This is a genomic window from Aeromonas sp. R4-1 (genome assembly GCF_040908325.1).
GTDB classification, from domain to species: Bacteria; Pseudomonadota; Gammaproteobacteria; order Enterobacterales; family Aeromonadaceae; genus Aeromonas; species Aeromonas veronii.
In genome coordinates this window covers 22,440-38,495 of record NZ_JBFODM010000064.1, presented here as the reverse complement: position 1 = coordinate 38,495, position 16,056 = coordinate 22,440, and the positions used below count along the sequence as shown (strand labels likewise).

Sequence of the window (16,056 nt, the reverse complement as noted above, 5' to 3'; positions counted from 1 at the left end):
TCATGACCCAGCTCGACCTCAATACACTCAGCCCGCGGATCCGCGCCCACAAAGAGAGCCTGATCCACATCGTTCAGCCACCGGTCTGCACCGAGCGTGCCCGCCACTACACCGAGGCCTATCAGGCTCATCTCGCCCGGCCGCTGCCGGTGCGCCGCGCTCTTGCGCTGGCCCATCACCTCAAGGAGCGCACCATCTGGATCAAGCACGACGAACTTATCGTCGGCAATCAGGCCCGTCAGGTACGGGCGGCGCCGCTGTTTCCGGAATACACGGTGAGCTGGATCGAGATGGAGATCGACGAGCTGGCCGACCGCCCCGGCGCCGGCTTTGCGGTCAGCGAAACCGACAAGGAGATCATCCACGCCCTCACCCCCTTCTGGCGCGGCCAGACGGTGCAGGATCGCTGCTTCGGCCTCGTTACCGACGAGCAAAAAGCGCTGCTGGAGAGCGGCATCATCAAGGCCGAGGGCAACATGACCTCGGGGGATGCCCACCTCGCGGTCAATTATGAGGAGCTGCTCACGCTGGGGCTCGATGGCTTCAAGGCCAAGGTGGCTGAGCGGCGGAGTCGGCTGGATTTGGCGGATTGGGCCGATCTGCAGCGCGAGCAGTTCCTGCACGCCATCGCCATCACTCTGGATGCGGTCAGCGATCACATCGCGCGCTACGCCGCACTTGCCCATGATATGGCAGCACAAGAATCTCGCCCCGAGCGCCGAAACGAGCTTGAGACCATCGCGCTCAACTGCGCCCACATCGCCCACCAGCCCCCCGAGACCTTCTGGCAGGCGCTGCAGCTCTGCTACTTCATCCAGCTCATTCTGCAGATCGAATCCAACGGCCACTCGGTGTCGTTTGGCCGGATGGATCAGTACCTCTACCCCTGGTATCGCCGCGAGGTGGAATTGTCGGAATCCCTGCCTCGGACACGCGCCATCGAACTGCTGCAAGGGTGCTGGCTCAAGTTGCTGGAGGTGAACAAGATCCGCTCCGGCACCCACTCCAAGGCCTCCGCCGGCAGCCCGCTCTATCAAAACGTCACCATCGGCGGCCAGAACTGGCGGGATGGCACTGCCCATGACGCAGTCAACGGCCTCTCCTACGCGATTCTGGAGTCCTGCGGCCAGCTCCGATCCACCCAACCCAACCTCTCGGTGCGCTACCATGCCGGGATGAGCGAGGATTTCCTCGACGCCTGCATTCAGGTGATCCGCTGCGGCTTTGGCATGCCCGCCTTCAACAACGACGAGGTGGTGATCCCCGAGTTCATCAAGCTCGGGGTGAGCGTGGAAGATGCCCACCACTACGCCGCCATCGGTTGCATCGAGACCGCCGTGCCCGGCAAATGGGGCTATCGCTGCACCGGCATGAGCTTTATCAACTTCGCCCGCATCCTGCTGGCCTCCCTTGATGGCGGCCGCGATGCCACAACCGGCAAGGTATTCCTGCCCCAGCCCCAGTCGCTGCGAGACGGGAGCTTTGGCAACTTTGACGAGGTGATGGCCCACTGGGATGAGCAGGTGCGCTACTTCACCCGCAAATCCATCGAGATCGACTGCGTGGTCGACAGCGTGCTGGAGGCTCAAGCCCATGACATCCTCTGCAGCACCCTGGTGGATGACTGCATCGAGCGCGGCAAAACCATCAAGGAGGGGGGCGCCGTCTATGACTGGGTCTCAGGTCTACAGGTGGGAATTGCCAACCTCGGTAACAGCCTGGCTGCCCTGAAGAAACTGGTGTTCGAGCAGGGGATTGTGGATCAGCAAGAGCTGGCCGAAGCACTCGAGCAAGATTTTTCAGGACTGGCAGGGGAGCAGCTGCGTCAGCGCCTCACCAACGCCGCCCCCAAATATGGCAACGATCTGGACGAGGTTGACCTGCTGCTGGTGCAGGCTTACCAGAGCTACATCGACGAGCTCAAGGGGTTGCACAACACCCGCTTCGGCCGCGGCCCCATCGGCGGTACCTACTATGCGGGCACCTCCTCCATCTCCGCCAACGTGCCCTTCGGTGCCGCCACCATGGCCACCCCGGATGGTCGTCACGCCCGCACGCCGCTGGCGGAAGGGGCCAGCCCCTCCTCGGGCTTGGATCGTCTCGGCCCGACGGCGGTGTTCAACTCCATCGGCAAGCTGCCCACGGCGGCTATCCTCGGCGGGGTGCTGCTCAACCAGAAGCTGAGCCCGGCCAGCCTTGAGAACGAGCGGGACAAGGCCAAGCTGATGAGCCTGCTGCGCACCTTCTTCGAGGTGCACAAGGGGTGGCACGTGCAGTACAACATCGTCTCGCGCGAAACCCTGCTGGCGGCCAAGGCCAATCCGGATCAGTACCGGGATCTGGTGGTACGGGTGGCGGGCTATTCGGCCTTCTTCACCGCCTTATCCCCGGATGCGCAAGATGATATCATCGCCCGCACCGAGCACAGTCTCTGACGGGGCGCCCCCCCATGGCGCCTGTGACGTCATATGATTGGCAAGCCACCCTCGGGTGGCTTGCCGCTATCCACCACCTTCTATGTGAGCGCACCATGAATCCACGCCACCAACTGATCCTCACTCTGGTCCATCAGGCTCGCAAGATGAGCGTGAGTGAACTCTCCCGACATACCGGCGTATCTGAGGTGACGGTGCGCAACGACCTCACCGCGCTGGAGAAGCAGGGACTGCTCAGACGAGTACACGGCTCGGCCATGGCGCTGGAGACCGATGACCCGGATGCCCGGATGAACATCAATTACCTGCTCAAGGATCGCCTCGCCGAGCGGGCCGCCCAGCTGGTGGAAGATGGCGAGACGGTCTTTATCGAGGGGGGCAGCGCCAACGCCCTGCTGGCCCGCCATCTGGCCCTGCACAAACGGGTCACAATCATCACCATCAGCAGCTATATCGCTCATCTGCTCAAAGACACCCCGGCTCAGGTGGTGCTGCTCGGCGGGCTGTTCCAGCATCAGAGCGAGAGCGTGGTGGGGCCGCTCACGCGCCTCTGCATCGAGCAGGTGCACTTCTCCAAGACCTTTATCGGGGTGGATGGCTTTCATCCCGAGATGGGTTTCACCGGCCGCGACATGATGCGGGCCGACGTGGTCAACAGCGTGCTGGCCAAGGGGATGACCAATGTGGTGATCACCGACAGCAGCAAATTTGGCGCCATCCACCCGAGCCAGCTTGGCGCGCCGGGCCAGATCAACGTGCTGGTTACCGACGATGCCCTGCCCGCCCCCATGCGGGCAGCCATCGCGGCCAAGGGGATCACCCTGCACTGCGTTGCGGCCTAGGCCACCCGCTAATTCACGCTATTTCATTGACCTGACAGAATAAAATTTTCATGATGAGCCAGTCCCCATCGGGACTGACATCACCAGTGCGTGATCTGCAGGAAGCAGACTTCAGGAGAGCAAGGACATGCCATCGACCATCACCGCCGGGGAGCGCCGACTCTCCCCTATCATTCGCGCCACCGCCATCACCCTGACCCTGTGCTGGAGCCCGTTTGGCTGGAGTGCCACGCTGCCTGCCGACTTGAAGTGGGAGAGCAACAACCAGGATCCTCTCTATGCCGATCCGGCCGCCAAACGCGGCGGCACCTTTCGCACCTTTATGACCAGCTTCCCCCTGACCCTGCGCAAATATGGCCCCGACTCCAACGGCGGCTTTGCCGGTTACGTGCGGGAAACCAACCTGCCTCTGCTGAGCACTCACCCCGTCACCGGCAACCCCATGCCGATGCTGGCAAACGAGTGGGCCTTCGGCGCCGACAACAAGACCCTCTATTTTCGCATCAATCCCAAAGCGCGCTGGTCAGATGGCCAACCGGTCACCGCCGATGACTGGCTCTTTACCCTCAAGATGATGCGCAGCAAGGAGATAAACGACCCCTGGTACAACAACTACTACAGCACCCAGATAGCAGACATTACCAAGTTTGATGATCACACCCTGGCCATCACCAGCGGCACCGAAAAGAGCCGCCAGGATCTGCTTGAGTCACTGCCCATCAGCCCGGAGCCGAGCCACGCCATCAAGCTCACCGCCAACTGGGTCAAGGAGTACAACTGGAAGGTGTTGCCAGTCACCGGCCCCTATCAGATCGATCAGGTGAAAAAGGGTAAATCGGTCACCTTCAAGCGGATTGAAAACTGGTGGGGGGATGACGAGCGCTACTTCCAGCATCGCTTCAATCCTGCGCGGATCGAAATCAAGGTGCTCAGGGATCTGAACATCGCCTGGCAGCACTTCCTGCGCGGCGATCTCGACAGCTTCCCGCTGGTGATCCCCAACTGGTGGCACGACAAGACCAAAACCGCCGAGTTCGAGAAGGGTTATATCGCGCGCACATGGTTCTACAACCAGACCCCGCAACCGCCGATGGGGCTCTATCTCAACACCGCCGATCCGCTGCTGCGCAATCTCGATGTTCGCCTCGGCATCCAGCATGCCCTCAATTTCGACAGAATGCTCGCCACCCTGCTGCGGGGGGATTACCAACGCCTCAACAGCTATAGCTCAGGTCAGGGGGAGTTTACCAACAGCGAGATCAAGGCCCGTCCGTTCGCTCCCAAACTGGCACGGGAATACTTTGCCAAAGCCGGTTTCAACAAAGTGGGGCCGCAGGGAATTTTGCAAAACGACAAGGGGCAGTCACTTACCCTCGCTATCACCTACACCACGGCGGAGCACGCCCAGCGGCTCACGCTGTTGCGGGAAGAGGCCAAGAAGGCGGGGCTTAATCTGGAGCTCAACCTGATGGATGCATCGGCCGGTTTCAAATCGATGCTGGAGAAAAAGCACCAGAGCGCCTGGATGGCCTGGGCGGGCAGCCGCTATCCCGCCTATTGGGAGTTCTTCCACAAGGTCAACGCCAACAAGCCCCAGACCAACAACATCATGAACATCGATGACGATGCCATCACGGCTCTGGTGGAGCAGTATGACAAGGAGTTCGACTTTGCCAAAAAGGCGGCCCTGTCACGGCAGATCCAGCAGCGGCTCTATGAGCTGGCAAGCTTCGTCCCCGCCTATCAGGTGCCCTACACCCGCGAAGGCGCCTGGCGCTGGATAAAACTGCCAAAAGTACCTGCAACACCCAAGAGCGAGCAGCTCTACTGGCCTCTTGGGGGCGACAACAGCGGTTACAGCTATGGCGGTCTGCTATGGATTGATGAAGAGCTAAAATCCGAGACCAGGGCAGCCATCAAGAGTGGCAAGACTTTCCCGGCCGAGCCTATCATCGACACCACTTATCGCCAGCCCTGATTGCATCAGCCCATCGGCAAAAGTCCTTAAAACAAAAGACCCCGCCAGATAGCGGGGTCTTTGTTGGCAACCGGTGTTGCGAATAGCTCGGTGCTCAGCCGCGTTTGGCCTGCTTCTCGGCAATGGCGTCAGCCACGTCAGCCGGCTCCAGTACGATGCCTTCCTGATCCGGGGTCGGGAACACGGCAACACACAGCTCGTCCTGCTCCATACCGTCAACCCAGCGCTCCAGCCACACCTTGAGGGTGATGGACTGCGGCTTGCAATCGGCCCACTCACCTTCGGCCCACGCCTTGGCGTACTCCGGGTGCGGCCATACCGGGATGCAATCTTCATCGTCGGTGGTCAGCATCATGACGCCATGCTCGTCAGTCAGGACGAACAGCTCTTCATGCTCGACCAGCTTGCTGATGAAGTGATCGTAACGGTAATCAGCGTTCAGTTGCAGCGCGGCATTGCGCTCGGTGTCGCTCAGTTCATAGCTCATTGGCCAAGTCTCTCTCTCGATAAAGGGCGCCATGTTCACATCTTGTCGTCAGCTTGTCCAGCTTGCAGCCCCTTGGCACCGGATGGGGAGGGCAATGACGCAAATAAGGATAGAGCAGCCTCCTCGATAGCGAGACCGCCAGCCATCATATTGCCCCTTTTACAGCGCAGGGGTGATCAGCTCCACATCAGGCTGCTCGCTCAGTTTTTGCCGCAGCCAGTAGGCGGACTCCACCTCGACAAAGCAGAGCAGATCCCGGCCATTGGCCGCCATCGCCATCAGTTGCTCAAAACGCAGCTGTTGTTGCTGCTCCCAGGCGGCAGCGAGTTTGGCACCGTGGGCTTCATCCACCACTTCGCGACGCAGCTCGAACAGGTTATCGGTGATCGGGCTGTTGATCTTGGCGGCGGTGTGCCAGTACATCAGCAGGTTATCCATCATCTCGCTGTCGTAGTTGGCCAGTGCATCCAGCTCTGGCGTATCGCCGCTGTCGCTGGCGGCAAAATCACACCAGCCCGCATCGAGTGACGCCAGCTCATGAGCCCCCTTGGCATGCTTGCGTAACAGCGCAATGTCGGCCCCCTTGCGTGCAGGTAACCATACCTCGCCCTGATGGGCATCCAGCAGGGAGGTCAACGAAGCAGCGGGGTAAACCGGAAAGCGGGTACAAAGTGAATGCAGCAGGGATACCAGAGTGATCTTGACCATGAGCGATACCTTGAACAGGGCGAACAGCCACCAATAGACCGTCCGATATAAAGAAGTGCCCTATCCTACCACGTTTGGTCCGGCTCGGCCCTTGGCGAAGCTGTCAGCCAACCATCTGATTACGCCGAAAAAAACAGCATTTGAAACGCAGCATCCAGTCAAAGGTCAATAATTTGAGCCAGCGCCCACTAAAGTGGATCTGGGGATGCTAGTTTGCATACATCTTTAGCGTAAGGAGTAAATCCATGATTGGGATCGACCAGGTTTCTAACGAATTCGTGAACGATTTGAAAATACTGGCATGCTTTGATCCGGCCAACATGAGCCTGGGGATTAAATTACGCAGCGATATGTCTGAAGAGTTGTGCCAGGCGGCAGCCCGTCTGCATCAACAGGGGCTCATCAGCGCAGAAGATGGCGGCTATCTCACCCCGTTTGGCATGACCATGGTTGAACACCTGCAACATCTGCTAGTCGCACTCAAACCGCTTTGACCGGCTGTGGTGCCCAGAGTGAAAAGTTGAGTAGCTCCCAGCGCTCCCCTTGGTGAAGATGACAGGCAAACAGCAAAGGACCTTCGGGTCCTTTTACTTTGCCATCCACCAGCCACTCCCCCTCCCTTTCAGGTACCAGTCGCGCATTTACCTCATCGGGTTGCAGCGCAGCGCCCATCCGGACCTGGACAAATTGCTGGCAGATCACCTGCGCTTCCATCGCGGATTGAACCGGTACCGGCGCATCGGACGACGGAGTCAAGGTGGCAGCAAGCAGGAGCGATAGCAGCATGATTCAGCACATGGGAGTCAGTAGCAGAAGCCATATAAACAAAAAGCCGTGGCACCAGAGGTACCACGGCTTTCTTAAATTCTGTAAGAATTACAGAGCGGTTACGTTCTCAGCCTGCGGGCCTTTCTGACCTTGGGTCACAGAGAACTGTACGCGCTGACCTTCAGCCAGGGTACGGAAACCGTTACCTTGAATGGCGCTGAAGTGAACGAAAACGTCCGGGCCGTTTTCTTGCTGGATGAAGCCAAAACCTTTGGTTTCGTTGAAAAACTTAACGGTACCGGTGATCATGTTAGACATATCTTTTAAACCTGTATTCAAAATAATTACTTATGCTTTTCAGCGGGTAAAGCTCAAAAAACGGGATTAACTTATGAACAACAGGACAAGATGTGAAACATCGTATTCATTGACATAACTATCGCCCTTTCAAGCTGGTTTGGATTATACGTGGCTTTGTAGATTACGCAAACAAATTTGTGCCCTGCCAACGGCAGGGCACAAACCGTTATAAGGTGGCCGCTTCCAACGCTTCGACCAGCGCTCTGAGAAAACGAGCCGCCTCGCCGCCGGTGCAGGCTCTGTGGTCAAATGTCATCGACAGCGGCAATGCCCTGACGGGACGCGCTTCACCGTGGATGAACACCACTTTTTCGAACAGTTTGCCTGCCCCTATGATGGCCACCTGCGGCGGCGTGACGATGGGGCTGGCATAACGGCCTGCGATGGCACCGAAGTTGGTGAGCGTAATGGTCGCCCCCTGCAACATCTCGCGCGGCACGGCGCGCGCCTTCACATCGGCGATCATCCGATCCAGCCCCTGCCGGATATCTGCCCCCTCCCGCTCGGCCACGTTCTCCATCACCGGCACATAAAGGCCATGCTTTGAATCCACCGCGATGGCTACATTGACCTCTTTGAACAGCCGCCGTGACAGGGTTTCACCATCAAACCAGGCGTTCATCGAGGGCTCGGCGCGGCACGCCACGCCAATGGCCTTGATAAGGCGCACCGTCACATCCTCATCAGGCCGCCAGTGACGCAAATCCACCTCATCGGTGATGCTGACTGGCACCACAGTCTGATGAGAGAGCTCCATCGCCTTGGCCATGGCCCTGCGCGACCCTTTGAGGAATTCGTTGCCACTGCTCTGCTGGGCCTCGAATGCCTGCTGCACATCCAGCTCGGTCACCATGCCGCCGCTGCCACTTCCCTTGATCCGGTCGATATCCAGACCCAGTTTTTGTGCCAGCAGGCGCACGGCAGGCATGGCTTGCACCAGCGATCCCCCCGGGGCAATGGCCCCTACCACGAAGTGATCCTCGATATGCTGCTGATGGGCGCTCACCTTTCCCACCACGGTGCCATCATCCTCCCCCCCCCTCGAACTCCACCAGCGGCGCACCGATATGGAGGATATCCCCCTCGGCGCCGCAGAGACGGGCGATCACCCCAGCCACTGGTGAGGGCACATCCACCAGCGCCTTGGCCGTCTCCACCGACAAGAGCACCTGATCGACAGCAACGGTATCACCGGCACTCACCTTCCACTCGACGATCTCGGCTTCGGCCAACCCTTCACCCAGATCCGGTAATTTGAAAAATTTCATAGCCACTGGTTCTCCATCAGCTGGTGAGCGGCATCGGCGATATCCTGCTCGGTGATGAGGTAATACGCCTCGTTGCGATAGTAGGGAACGGCGGCATCCACGCCGGTCAGCCGCTTGGGCGGCGCCTTGAGGCAGGGAAGTGCCTGCTCGGTCACCCGTGCCACAATTTCGGCCCCGACCCCGAAGCTGCCACACGCCTCGTGTACCACCAGCAAGCGGCCGGTCTTGCGTACCGAGGTGAGGATGGTCTCCATATCCAGCGGCTTGATGGTGGCCAGATCCAGCACCTCGCACTGGATATCCTGCTCGGCCAGCAGGTTCGCCGCCCGCATCACCTCCTGAATGCAGGCCCCCCAGGCCACTACCGTGATATCCCGGCCCGGGCGCAGGGTGAAGCAGACATCCAGCGGCAGGCCGACACCATCATCCACCACCTCGGATTTCATCGAGCGATAGATGCGGTCCGGTTCGAAAAACATTACGGGATCCGGATCGCGGATGGCCGAGAGCAGCAGGCCATAGGCGCGTCTCGGGCTGGAGGGGATCACCACCCGTAACCCCGGAATATGGGCAAACAGCGCCTCGACGCTCTCGCTGTGATGTTCAGGCGAATGAATGCCCGCGCCATACGGGGAGCGATAGACGAGGGGACAGGAGAGGCGGCCACGGGTGCGGTTTCGCATCCGCGCCGCCTGACAGATGATCTGCTCCATCCCGGGGAAGATGAAACCCTGAAACTGGAACTCAGCCACCGGCTTGAGCCCCTGAGTGGCCATGCCGACCGCTACCCCGGCGATCAATCCCTCGGCCAGCGGCGTGTCGATCACTCGCTTGAAACCGAACTTGTCGCGCAGGCCAACCGTGGCGCGAAACACCCCGCCGTTGACCCCCACATCCTCGCCCAGTACCACCACATCCGGGTCGTGCTCCATCTCGTAGTGAAGGGCCATGTTGACCGCTTCCAGCAAACTGATCTCACTCATGGCCAACCTCCTGCTTCATCCCCTTGGCAATCACTCGCTCGCGCTGGGGCAAAAGTTCGGCGGGCAGGCTGGCATAGTGATAATCGAGCATCGCCTCCGGTGGCTGGGGCGCCATCGCCTCATAACGGGCGACCGCCTGTTCGACCTCTCGGGTAGCCTCCGCCAGAAGGCTCTGCTCCTGCTCTTCATCCCACCAGCCTTGGCTGTGCATAAACTGGCGCAGCCGCTTGACCGGCTCTTTCGCCCAGGCGGCCTCGACCTCGGCCCCGTCGCGATAGCGAGTGGCATCGTCGGCCGTGGTATGATCGCCGAGACGATAACTGACCGCCTCGATCAGGGTCGGCCCCTTGCCGCTGCGGACCCGTTCGACGGCACTGCGGGCAGCATCGTAGACCGCCACCACATCGTTGCCATCCACCTGCAGACTGCGCACCCCGGCGCCAATCCCCTTCTGGGCCAGCGTAGGAGCGCTCGATTGCAGCTTGCGTGGCACCGAGATGGCCCACTGGTTGTTGTTGACGATGATGACCATCGGCAGGTGCCAGACACCGGCGCAATTGAGCCCCTCCAGAAAATCCCCCTTGGAGGTGCCGCCGTCGCCGATGGTGACTACGGCGACGCGCGGTTGATTACGCAGTTTGAAGGCCGAGGCAATACCGCAGGCATGGGTGATCTGGGTGGCGATGGGGACGCAGATGGGGAGATCTTCAGAGGGAGTCCCATCTGGTTTGAGAAAATAACTGCCCCGCTCGTCACCGCCCCAATATTGCAGGTTTTTCTCCATCGGTACGCCCCGCACATAGAGGGTGGGCATGTCCCGATAGTAGGGGACGTAGACATCCTGCGGCTGCATGGCCAGACCAATGCCAATCCCCACGGCTTCTGCGCCGAGATGGGAGGGAAAAGTACCGAGTTTGCCGGTTCGTTGCAGCGCAATCGCTTTTTTGTCATAGCTGCGCACCATCACCATATTGCGGTAGAAAGTGTGCAGTATCGCCTTGTCCAGCCAGGTCGGTAAGGTGGCGACCGGGCACCCTTCCGCATCGAGGTAACGAAGGAAAGGGATGTCGACATGGGTCATAACTGGCTCCTTGCCGTTGTGAGCGTCACCGATGCTGGTGACACCTAGATGTAAATACCTTGTTAAATAAAAAGCAAAGGGATTTACTCAGGTAAGACCAGTAGAAACTTCTTTAAAGTAGCGAAGGAGCTGAATTTTCGGCGATGAGTGGCAAGGTATGCCGTAAATGGTGCAACTTTGCAGCGCTGAATGCAGGATGCAAAATGTGAAAAAGGGGAGCCTTGCTCCCCCATTGAGTTGTTTCAGTTAGCTGTTACTTCTGTCAGGGGTGACTCCAACCAGCAGTTACGCCAGCCAGTGTTGCAGCTGGCGGGCCATGCCAACTGGCAGCAAGTGAGCGCGACTCAACAAGCGGCTGCGCCAGGGATCGGCCAGCAAGGTGGGGCAAATTCGCATCTCCCGTCCCCGGTCAGCCACGCGCACCAACCGATCGATGAGGGTCTCCAGCGGCGGATGCGCTGGCCAGTGAGGATAGAGGTCGGCAGTCGCGGTCCCCGCCAGATCGCACACCCGCTCCTCTTCCTCATCTCCCTTCTCATCAACCATTGGCCAGGGGTGAAGCACCTGCAGCCAGCCCGGCCGTGCAGCCTCCAGCAACTGACCCAGCGTCGGCTGCGCAAAATGGGGATCCCCTGCGGCTTTGAGCAGATGACGCGCCCCCGCCAGCACCACCACGCCGTGGGCGGGAAGTGCAAGAAGATCGTCAGCCAGCGCCTGATCCCGCCCCCTGTTGTGCTGCTGCCAGCGCTCCGGACTCATCTCCTCCCACTCGAATGAGGGCTCGCAGAGATGCACCCGCAGCCGCATATGTTCAGGGCGCGCCAGATTGCTCTGGCGCAGGGCGGCAAAGAAGGCCGGAAACTCGGGGGCCATCCAGGCGGGAAAGGCGCAGGAGTCGAGCCAGACCGGATAGAGCCGTGCCAGCGTCAGCGGCTCACCCTGCCAGCTATCCTCCCCCGCCAACCAGGCATCGAGCAAGCCTTGATGGCGGCGGTTGCCGCACTCCAGCACCAGATCGGTCATGACTCCCCAAAGCGCCGGATCACACAGCCAGGCGTGCTGGCGCCGGATAAAATCCGGTTGCCAGTGCGGCTCCCCCAGCCCTACCAGCTTGCCCGCCTGCAAGGCTTCCCGGATGGCGGCAACCGGGGTCATGCGTCCCCCTCCTGCCGGATGTGCGGTTGCTGCCCGACCCCATCGACCCGCTCACAAATAAGGGCGCCGATCTTTGCCAGCCAGTCGGAATGCACCATCTCCTGATGCAGGCAGGGGAAACGCTCATAGCGGATTTCCCCTTTTGTCAGCGGCTCCCAACCACGTCCATCCAGCCAGGGCTGGCGGGAGGCTGACGCTTCGATAAAGATCACCTCCCCGTGGTAGCAGTAGTCGACCGGCTCACGGATCAGCCGGTTGTTGTGGCCCACCAGCTCAATCATGGCGCTCACCACCTGCTCGTCGAGCATGGCCAGCGCACTCCCCTCTGCCCCCAGTCGGGCCACCACGTCGTCGCGAGTGAGGGAGTCCAGCGCATCGTCCGCAACCGCAATGCCTCCCATCCGCAGCAGCGCATCGAGCATCCGCTGCTCGTCGGGCAACGGCTGGGTTTGCCACTGCTGACAGGGGTAGGCATCGAGCAGCAGCACCATGGCCACCTCTTGTCCCTGCTCTTGCAGCATGGCGGCCATCCGGTGCACCAGCATGCCCCCGAGTGACCAGCCGAGCAGCCAGTAGGGCCCCTCGATCTGCTGACAACGCAGCTCGGTCACATAGTCGAGGGCCAGCTCGTCGAAGCTGGCAGGCAGAGGTGCATCCGGCTGGCAGAGCGCTCGCGCCTGCAGGGCATAGACCGCCATGTCGGTCGGTAGATGGGGCACCAGCGGCGCATAACACCAGCCGAGCCCGCCAGCGGGGTGGACACAAAAGAGAGTGCGGCCTGATGCGCCCGACTGCGCACCGGGCGCACGCAAGGGCAACAGCATGGGCATGGCCTCCCGCTCGCCGCCAAGACGGCGCGCCAGCTGGGCGGGGCTCGGCGCTTCGAACAGACTGGCCAAAGTAAGCGCCTGTCCGGTCGACTCTTCAATGCGCACCACCAGCTGCGCCGCCAGCAGGGAGTGGCCGCCGAGGGCAAAGAAGTTATCGTCGGCGCCGACCCGCGCCAGCCCCAGTATCTCGGCGAAGAGGCGACAGAGCCGCTCCTCCAGCAAGGTTTTCGGCAGTGACTGACCCACCGCCGACGCCATATCGGGCAGCGGCAACCCCTTGCGATCCAGCTTGCCATTGGGGGTGAGGGGCAGCTCAGCCAGGTTTACCAGGAGCCCCGGCACCATGTAATCGGGCAGCGCGGCGCCAAGGGCGGGTGCCAACTCGGCCAGCGTCAACTCTCTGCTATCTGCGGCCACTACGTAGGCCACCAGACGGCGATCGCCGGGGGCAAATTCGGGGGCCAGCACCACCGCTTGCTCCACTCGGGAATGGCGCAGCAGCACCTGCTCGATCTCCTCCAGTTCGATGCGCTGGCCGCGGATCTTCACCTGAAAATCGAGGCGCCCCAGATACTCGATGGCGCCATCCTCGCGCCAGGCGGCCAGATCGCCACTGCGATAGAGCCGTCCCGCCCCGAAGGGGTTGGCAATAAAGCGCTCGGCGGTGAGCTCGGGCTGGCCAAAGTAGCCCTCCGCCACCTGCACGCCGCCGATCCAGAGCTCGCCCGCCACACCGGGCGGCACCGGCTGCAACCAGGGGTCGAGAATGTGGATGCTGGTATTCCAGACCGGATAACCGATGGGCACGCTGGTCACCGCCTCGTCTGCCCGGCAGGGATACCAGGTGACATCCACCGCCGCCTCGGTCGGGCCATAGAGGTTGTGCAGGGGGGCTGAAAATGTTCCATACCAGCGTTGCACCAGATCGGCGGGCTGCGCCTCGCCGGAGCAGAAGACCTGCCGCAGTGACCTGCAACATGCAGGCTCGGCTTGTGCGACGAAGATCTGCAGCATGGAGGGGACAAAGTGCAAGGTGGTGATCCCGGCCTGTTCAATCAGCTCGGCAAGGTAGGCGGGATCCTTGTGGCCGCCCGGTTTGGCGAGCACCAGCCGCGCCCCGGTCATAAAGGGCCAGAAAAACTCCCAGATGGAGACATCGAAACCGGCCGGGGTCTTTTGCAGCACCCGATCCGCCGGGCCGATGGGATACATGTGCTGCATCCAGAGCAGCCGGTTAACGATGGCGCCATGGCTCACCACTACCCCTTTGGGCCGACCGGTCGAGCCGGAGGTGTAGATGATGTAGGCCGCATCTTCCGGTTTGGGGGCTGGCAGCTCACAAGGTGCTGTCGTTGCCAACTCTACCGCCGCCAGCTGCTCTGCCACACCGGGGGCATCGAGGCAGACAAGTGGCGCTGCCACGTCGAGCGGCATCTGAAGCGTATGGCTGGTCAACACCAGCGCAGGATCGCTGCTGGCGAGAATGTAGCCGATCCGCTCCTCCGGATAGTCAGGGTCAACGGGCACGTAGACGGCACCCACCGCCATGATGGCCTGCTGGGCGAGGATAAGCTCGGGAGAGCGCGGGATCACCACCGCCACCCGACAACCGGGACCCACGCCCCTTCCCGCCAGATAGCTGGTCAGCTGGCGGGTACGCTGACGCAGCTCGGCCACACTCCAGCGCTCGGCGCCACACTCCAGCGCGATGGCGCTCTGATCTGCCGCCGCCAGCCCCTCGGCCAGCAGTGAGCTCAGAGTGGTGGTCGGCAACGGATGGTCGGTTTGGTTCCAGCGCGCCAGCTCAGCCTGCTCGCAAGGCAGCAGCAGCGGCAAACGCACCGCTTCGGCCTCGTCACCCGCCTCACTCCAGGCGGCCAGATAGGCGACCAGCCGGGCCAGATGACGTTCACTCTCCTGTTGGCTGAAGCGCCCCTGATGTGCTTCGAGGGTCAGGGTGATGGCACCAGCCTCCTCGGCAAAGTAGAAGGCGCACTCCTCCACCGGCCCCGCTGCCAGCACCTGCACCTCGCCACGAACCAGGTTGTGTCCTTCACCAAGGCTGAGGGTGCGGGCAAAGGGCATCAGGTTGACCTGAGGGCCAAACAGCGGCTGGCCCGGCTGACGCTGCTGCAACCACTCCTGACGGCAGCCCTGATGACGGCGCAGGGCGGCAAATTGCCGCTCGACCTGTGCCAGCCACTCCTCTACCCGGCAGGTGCCGCTCAGCTCGATGCGCAGGGGCACCACATTGACCTTCATGCAGGGGGTATCGGCCGCCGCTGAGCCCAGCCGCCCCATCAGCGGAATACCCAGCACTACCTCGCCAGCACCGCTCATCCGCTGCACATAGCTGGCCACTGCTGCCAGCAGCAGGCTGTAGGGGTGACAGGCCGAACGACTCGCCCGTGCCACCAGTGCCTGCCACTGGCGGCCAGAAAGGCGCTGTTCAAGACGATAGGTGGGGCCCGGCCCTTGCGCCGGACGGCGGGAGAGCGACGCCGGATTCTCCACCCCGGCCAGCTGCTGCACGAAGAAATCGCGATCCCGCGCGGCGCGTGGCGAATCCTGATAGGCCGCCTCTTCAGCCAGCAACTCCTGCTGGGATGCATAACGGCAGGGTACAGGCTGCTCGCCGGCACAGAGCGCCTCATACCAATTTGCCACACGCTGGCAGAGCAGGCTCAGGCCAAAGCCGTCGATGGCGATATGGTGCACGGCAATAAACCAGGCCCACCGCCCTTCACCAAGGCGATAGAGGGTGGTGGCAAACAGCGGCCCCCCGGCCAGATTGAAGGGGACGGTCAGCTGCGCACGCATCTCGGCCTGCGCGGCTGCGAGCGGGTCGGCTTCACTGCGCAGATCCCGCTCTGCCAGCTGCCAGCAGGCGGGGTTGGCCACCATCTGCGGGCCATCAGCAGTGGCCACAAAGGCGCAGTGCAGACCGGGGATCTCGTCGATGGTCTGGCGCACCGCGCGGGTGAAGTGATGGGGAGCCAGCGTCCCCTCCAGCAACCAGTACTCGCCGGTATTGCAGGCGGGGCTCTGCGGGTATTTTTGCTGGGCAAACCAGATGCCCGCCTGAGCCGTGGTAAGCGGCCAGCGCGGCAGCTCACCACGCTGGTGAGTGGCGCGCATCGCCATTGTCTGTTCCATGGGAA

Annotated in this window: 12 protein-coding genes and 1 pseudogene; 4 read left to right on the top strand and 9 right to left on the bottom strand. The window is 61.5% G+C overall.

The window, feature by feature from the left end; translation table 11 throughout:
* Positions 1-2 precede the first annotated feature (2 nt).
* From AB5Y90_RS11285 to AB5Y90_RS11275, 3 genes are all read left to right on the top strand, one after another.
* The gene (locus tag AB5Y90_RS11285) at positions 3-2,435 is read left to right on the top strand and encodes a formate C-acetyltransferase/glycerol dehydratase family glycyl radical enzyme (protein WP_368166884.1); all 2,433 of its coding nucleotides are present in this window, start codon (positions 3-5) and stop codon (positions 2,433-2,435) included.
* Between the two features lie 95 nt (positions 2,436-2,530).
* Positions 2,531-3,277: a DNA-binding transcriptional regulator YciT gene (locus tag AB5Y90_RS11280; protein ID WP_270819019.1), complete on the top strand. Its 747-nt coding sequence runs from the start codon at positions 2,531-2,533 to the stop codon at positions 3,275-3,277.
* A 127-nt stretch (positions 3,278-3,404) separates the two neighbouring features.
* A complete protein-coding gene (locus AB5Y90_RS11275) occupies positions 3,405-5,255 on the top strand; it encodes an extracellular solute-binding protein (RefSeq protein ID WP_270819018.1) in 1,851 nt (616 codons plus the stop codon).
* A gap of 94 nt (positions 5,256-5,349) precedes the next feature.
* On the opposite strand, the gene AB5Y90_RS11270 is transcribed toward AB5Y90_RS11275, so the two are convergent.
* Both AB5Y90_RS11270 and AB5Y90_RS11265 read right to left on the bottom strand, forming a co-directional pair.
* A complete protein-coding gene (locus AB5Y90_RS11270; protein ID WP_005334204.1) occupies positions 5,350-5,742 on the bottom strand; it encodes a DUF2750 domain-containing protein in 393 nt (130 codons plus the stop codon).
* A 159-nt stretch (positions 5,743-5,901) separates the two neighbouring features.
* On the bottom strand, positions 5,902-6,450 hold the full coding sequence (locus AB5Y90_RS11265) for a hypothetical protein (RefSeq protein ID WP_108540237.1): 549 nt from the start codon (positions 6,448-6,450) through the stop codon (positions 5,902-5,904).
* Positions 6,451-6,695: 245 nt separating this feature from the next.
* Here AB5Y90_RS11265 and AB5Y90_RS11260 point away from each other — a divergent pair, with 245 nt between their 5' ends.
* Positions 6,696-6,944 (top strand): TIGR02647 family protein, encoded by a 249-nt coding sequence (locus AB5Y90_RS11260; RefSeq protein WP_005334209.1) that lies wholly within the window; start codon positions 6,696-6,698, stop codon positions 6,942-6,944.
* Here the strand turns inward: AB5Y90_RS11260 and AB5Y90_RS11255 are convergent.
* From AB5Y90_RS11255 to AB5Y90_RS11225, 7 genes and pseudogenes are all read right to left on the bottom strand, one after another.
* Positions 6,931-7,236 (bottom strand): hypothetical protein, encoded by a 306-nt coding sequence (locus AB5Y90_RS11255; RefSeq protein ID WP_270819017.1) that lies wholly within the window; start codon positions 7,234-7,236, stop codon positions 6,931-6,933. The two genes, AB5Y90_RS11260 and AB5Y90_RS11255, sit on opposite strands and share 14 nt — an antisense overlap.
* A 90-nt stretch (positions 7,237-7,326) precedes the next feature.
* Positions 7,327-7,536: a cold-shock protein gene (locus AB5Y90_RS11250; RefSeq protein WP_005302803.1), complete on the bottom strand. Its 210-nt coding sequence runs from the start codon at positions 7,534-7,536 to the stop codon at positions 7,327-7,329.
* A gap of 208 nt (positions 7,537-7,744) precedes the next feature.
* Positions 7,745-8,846, bottom strand: a pseudogene (locus AB5Y90_RS11245) (dihydrolipoamide acetyltransferase family protein).
* The gene (locus AB5Y90_RS11240; protein WP_041209833.1) at positions 8,843-9,829 is read right to left on the bottom strand and encodes an alpha-ketoacid dehydrogenase subunit beta; all 987 of its coding nucleotides are present in this window, start codon (positions 9,827-9,829) and stop codon (positions 8,843-8,845) included. The pseudogene AB5Y90_RS11245 and the gene AB5Y90_RS11240 overlap by 4 nt, the downstream one beginning before the upstream one ends.
* Complete coding sequence (gene pdhA, locus AB5Y90_RS11235; protein WP_270819016.1) at positions 9,822-10,910, bottom strand: pyruvate dehydrogenase (acetyl-transferring) E1 component subunit alpha; 1,089 nt, start codon at positions 10,908-10,910, stop codon at positions 9,822-9,824. The genes AB5Y90_RS11240 and pdhA overlap by 8 nt, the downstream gene beginning before the upstream one ends.
* A gap of 285 nt (positions 10,911-11,195) precedes the next feature.
* On the bottom strand, positions 11,196-12,065 hold the full coding sequence (locus AB5Y90_RS11230; RefSeq protein WP_368166883.1) for a hypothetical protein: 870 nt from the start codon (positions 12,063-12,065) through the stop codon (positions 11,196-11,198).
* On the bottom strand, positions 12,062-16,051 hold the full coding sequence (locus AB5Y90_RS11225; RefSeq protein ID WP_368166882.1) for an amino acid adenylation domain-containing protein: 3,990 nt from the start codon (positions 16,049-16,051) through the stop codon (positions 12,062-12,064). The genes AB5Y90_RS11230 and AB5Y90_RS11225 overlap by 4 nt, the downstream gene beginning before the upstream one ends.
* Positions 16,052-16,056: the final 5 nt, after the last annotated feature.

Excerpts from the sequence above, each read along its gene's own strand:
- AB5Y90_RS11260 (WP_005334209.1), top strand. The coding sequence starts at position 6,696 with ATGATTGGGATCGACCAGGTTTCTAACGAATTCGTGAACGATTTGAAA.
- AB5Y90_RS11240 (WP_041209833.1), bottom strand. The coding sequence starts at position 9,829 with ATGAGTGAGATCAGTTTGCTGGAAGCGGTCAACATGGCCCTTCACTAC.
- AB5Y90_RS11255 (WP_270819017.1), bottom strand. The coding sequence starts at position 7,236 with ATGCTGCTATCGCTCCTGCTTGCTGCCACCTTGACTCCGTCGTCCGAT.
- AB5Y90_RS11225 (WP_368166882.1), bottom strand. The coding sequence starts at position 16,051 with ATGGAACAGACAATGGCGATGCGCGCCACTCACCAGCGTGGTGAGCTG.
- AB5Y90_RS11280 (WP_270819019.1), top strand. The coding sequence starts at position 2,531 with ATGAATCCACGCCACCAACTGATCCTCACTCTGGTCCATCAGGCTCGC.
- AB5Y90_RS11285 (WP_368166884.1), top strand. The coding sequence starts at position 3 with ATGACCCAGCTCGACCTCAATACACTCAGCCCGCGGATCCGCGCCCAC.
- AB5Y90_RS11250 (WP_005302803.1), bottom strand. The coding sequence starts at position 7,536 with ATGTCTAACATGATCACCGGTACCGTTAAGTTTTTCAACGAAACCAAA.
- AB5Y90_RS11230 (WP_368166883.1), bottom strand. The coding sequence starts at position 12,065 with ATGACCCCGGTTGCCGCCATCCGGGAAGCCTTGCAGGCGGGCAAGCTG.
- AB5Y90_RS11275 (WP_270819018.1), top strand. The coding sequence starts at position 3,405 with ATGCCATCGACCATCACCGCCGGGGAGCGCCGACTCTCCCCTATCATT.
- AB5Y90_RS11265 (WP_108540237.1), bottom strand. The coding sequence starts at position 6,450 with ATGGTCAAGATCACTCTGGTATCCCTGCTGCATTCACTTTGTACCCGC.
- pdhA (WP_270819016.1), bottom strand. The coding sequence starts at position 10,910 with ATGACCCATGTCGACATCCCTTTCCTTCGTTACCTCGATGCGGAAGGG.
- AB5Y90_RS11270 (WP_005334204.1), bottom strand. The coding sequence starts at position 5,742 with ATGAGCTATGAACTGAGCGACACCGAGCGCAATGCCGCGCTGCAACTG.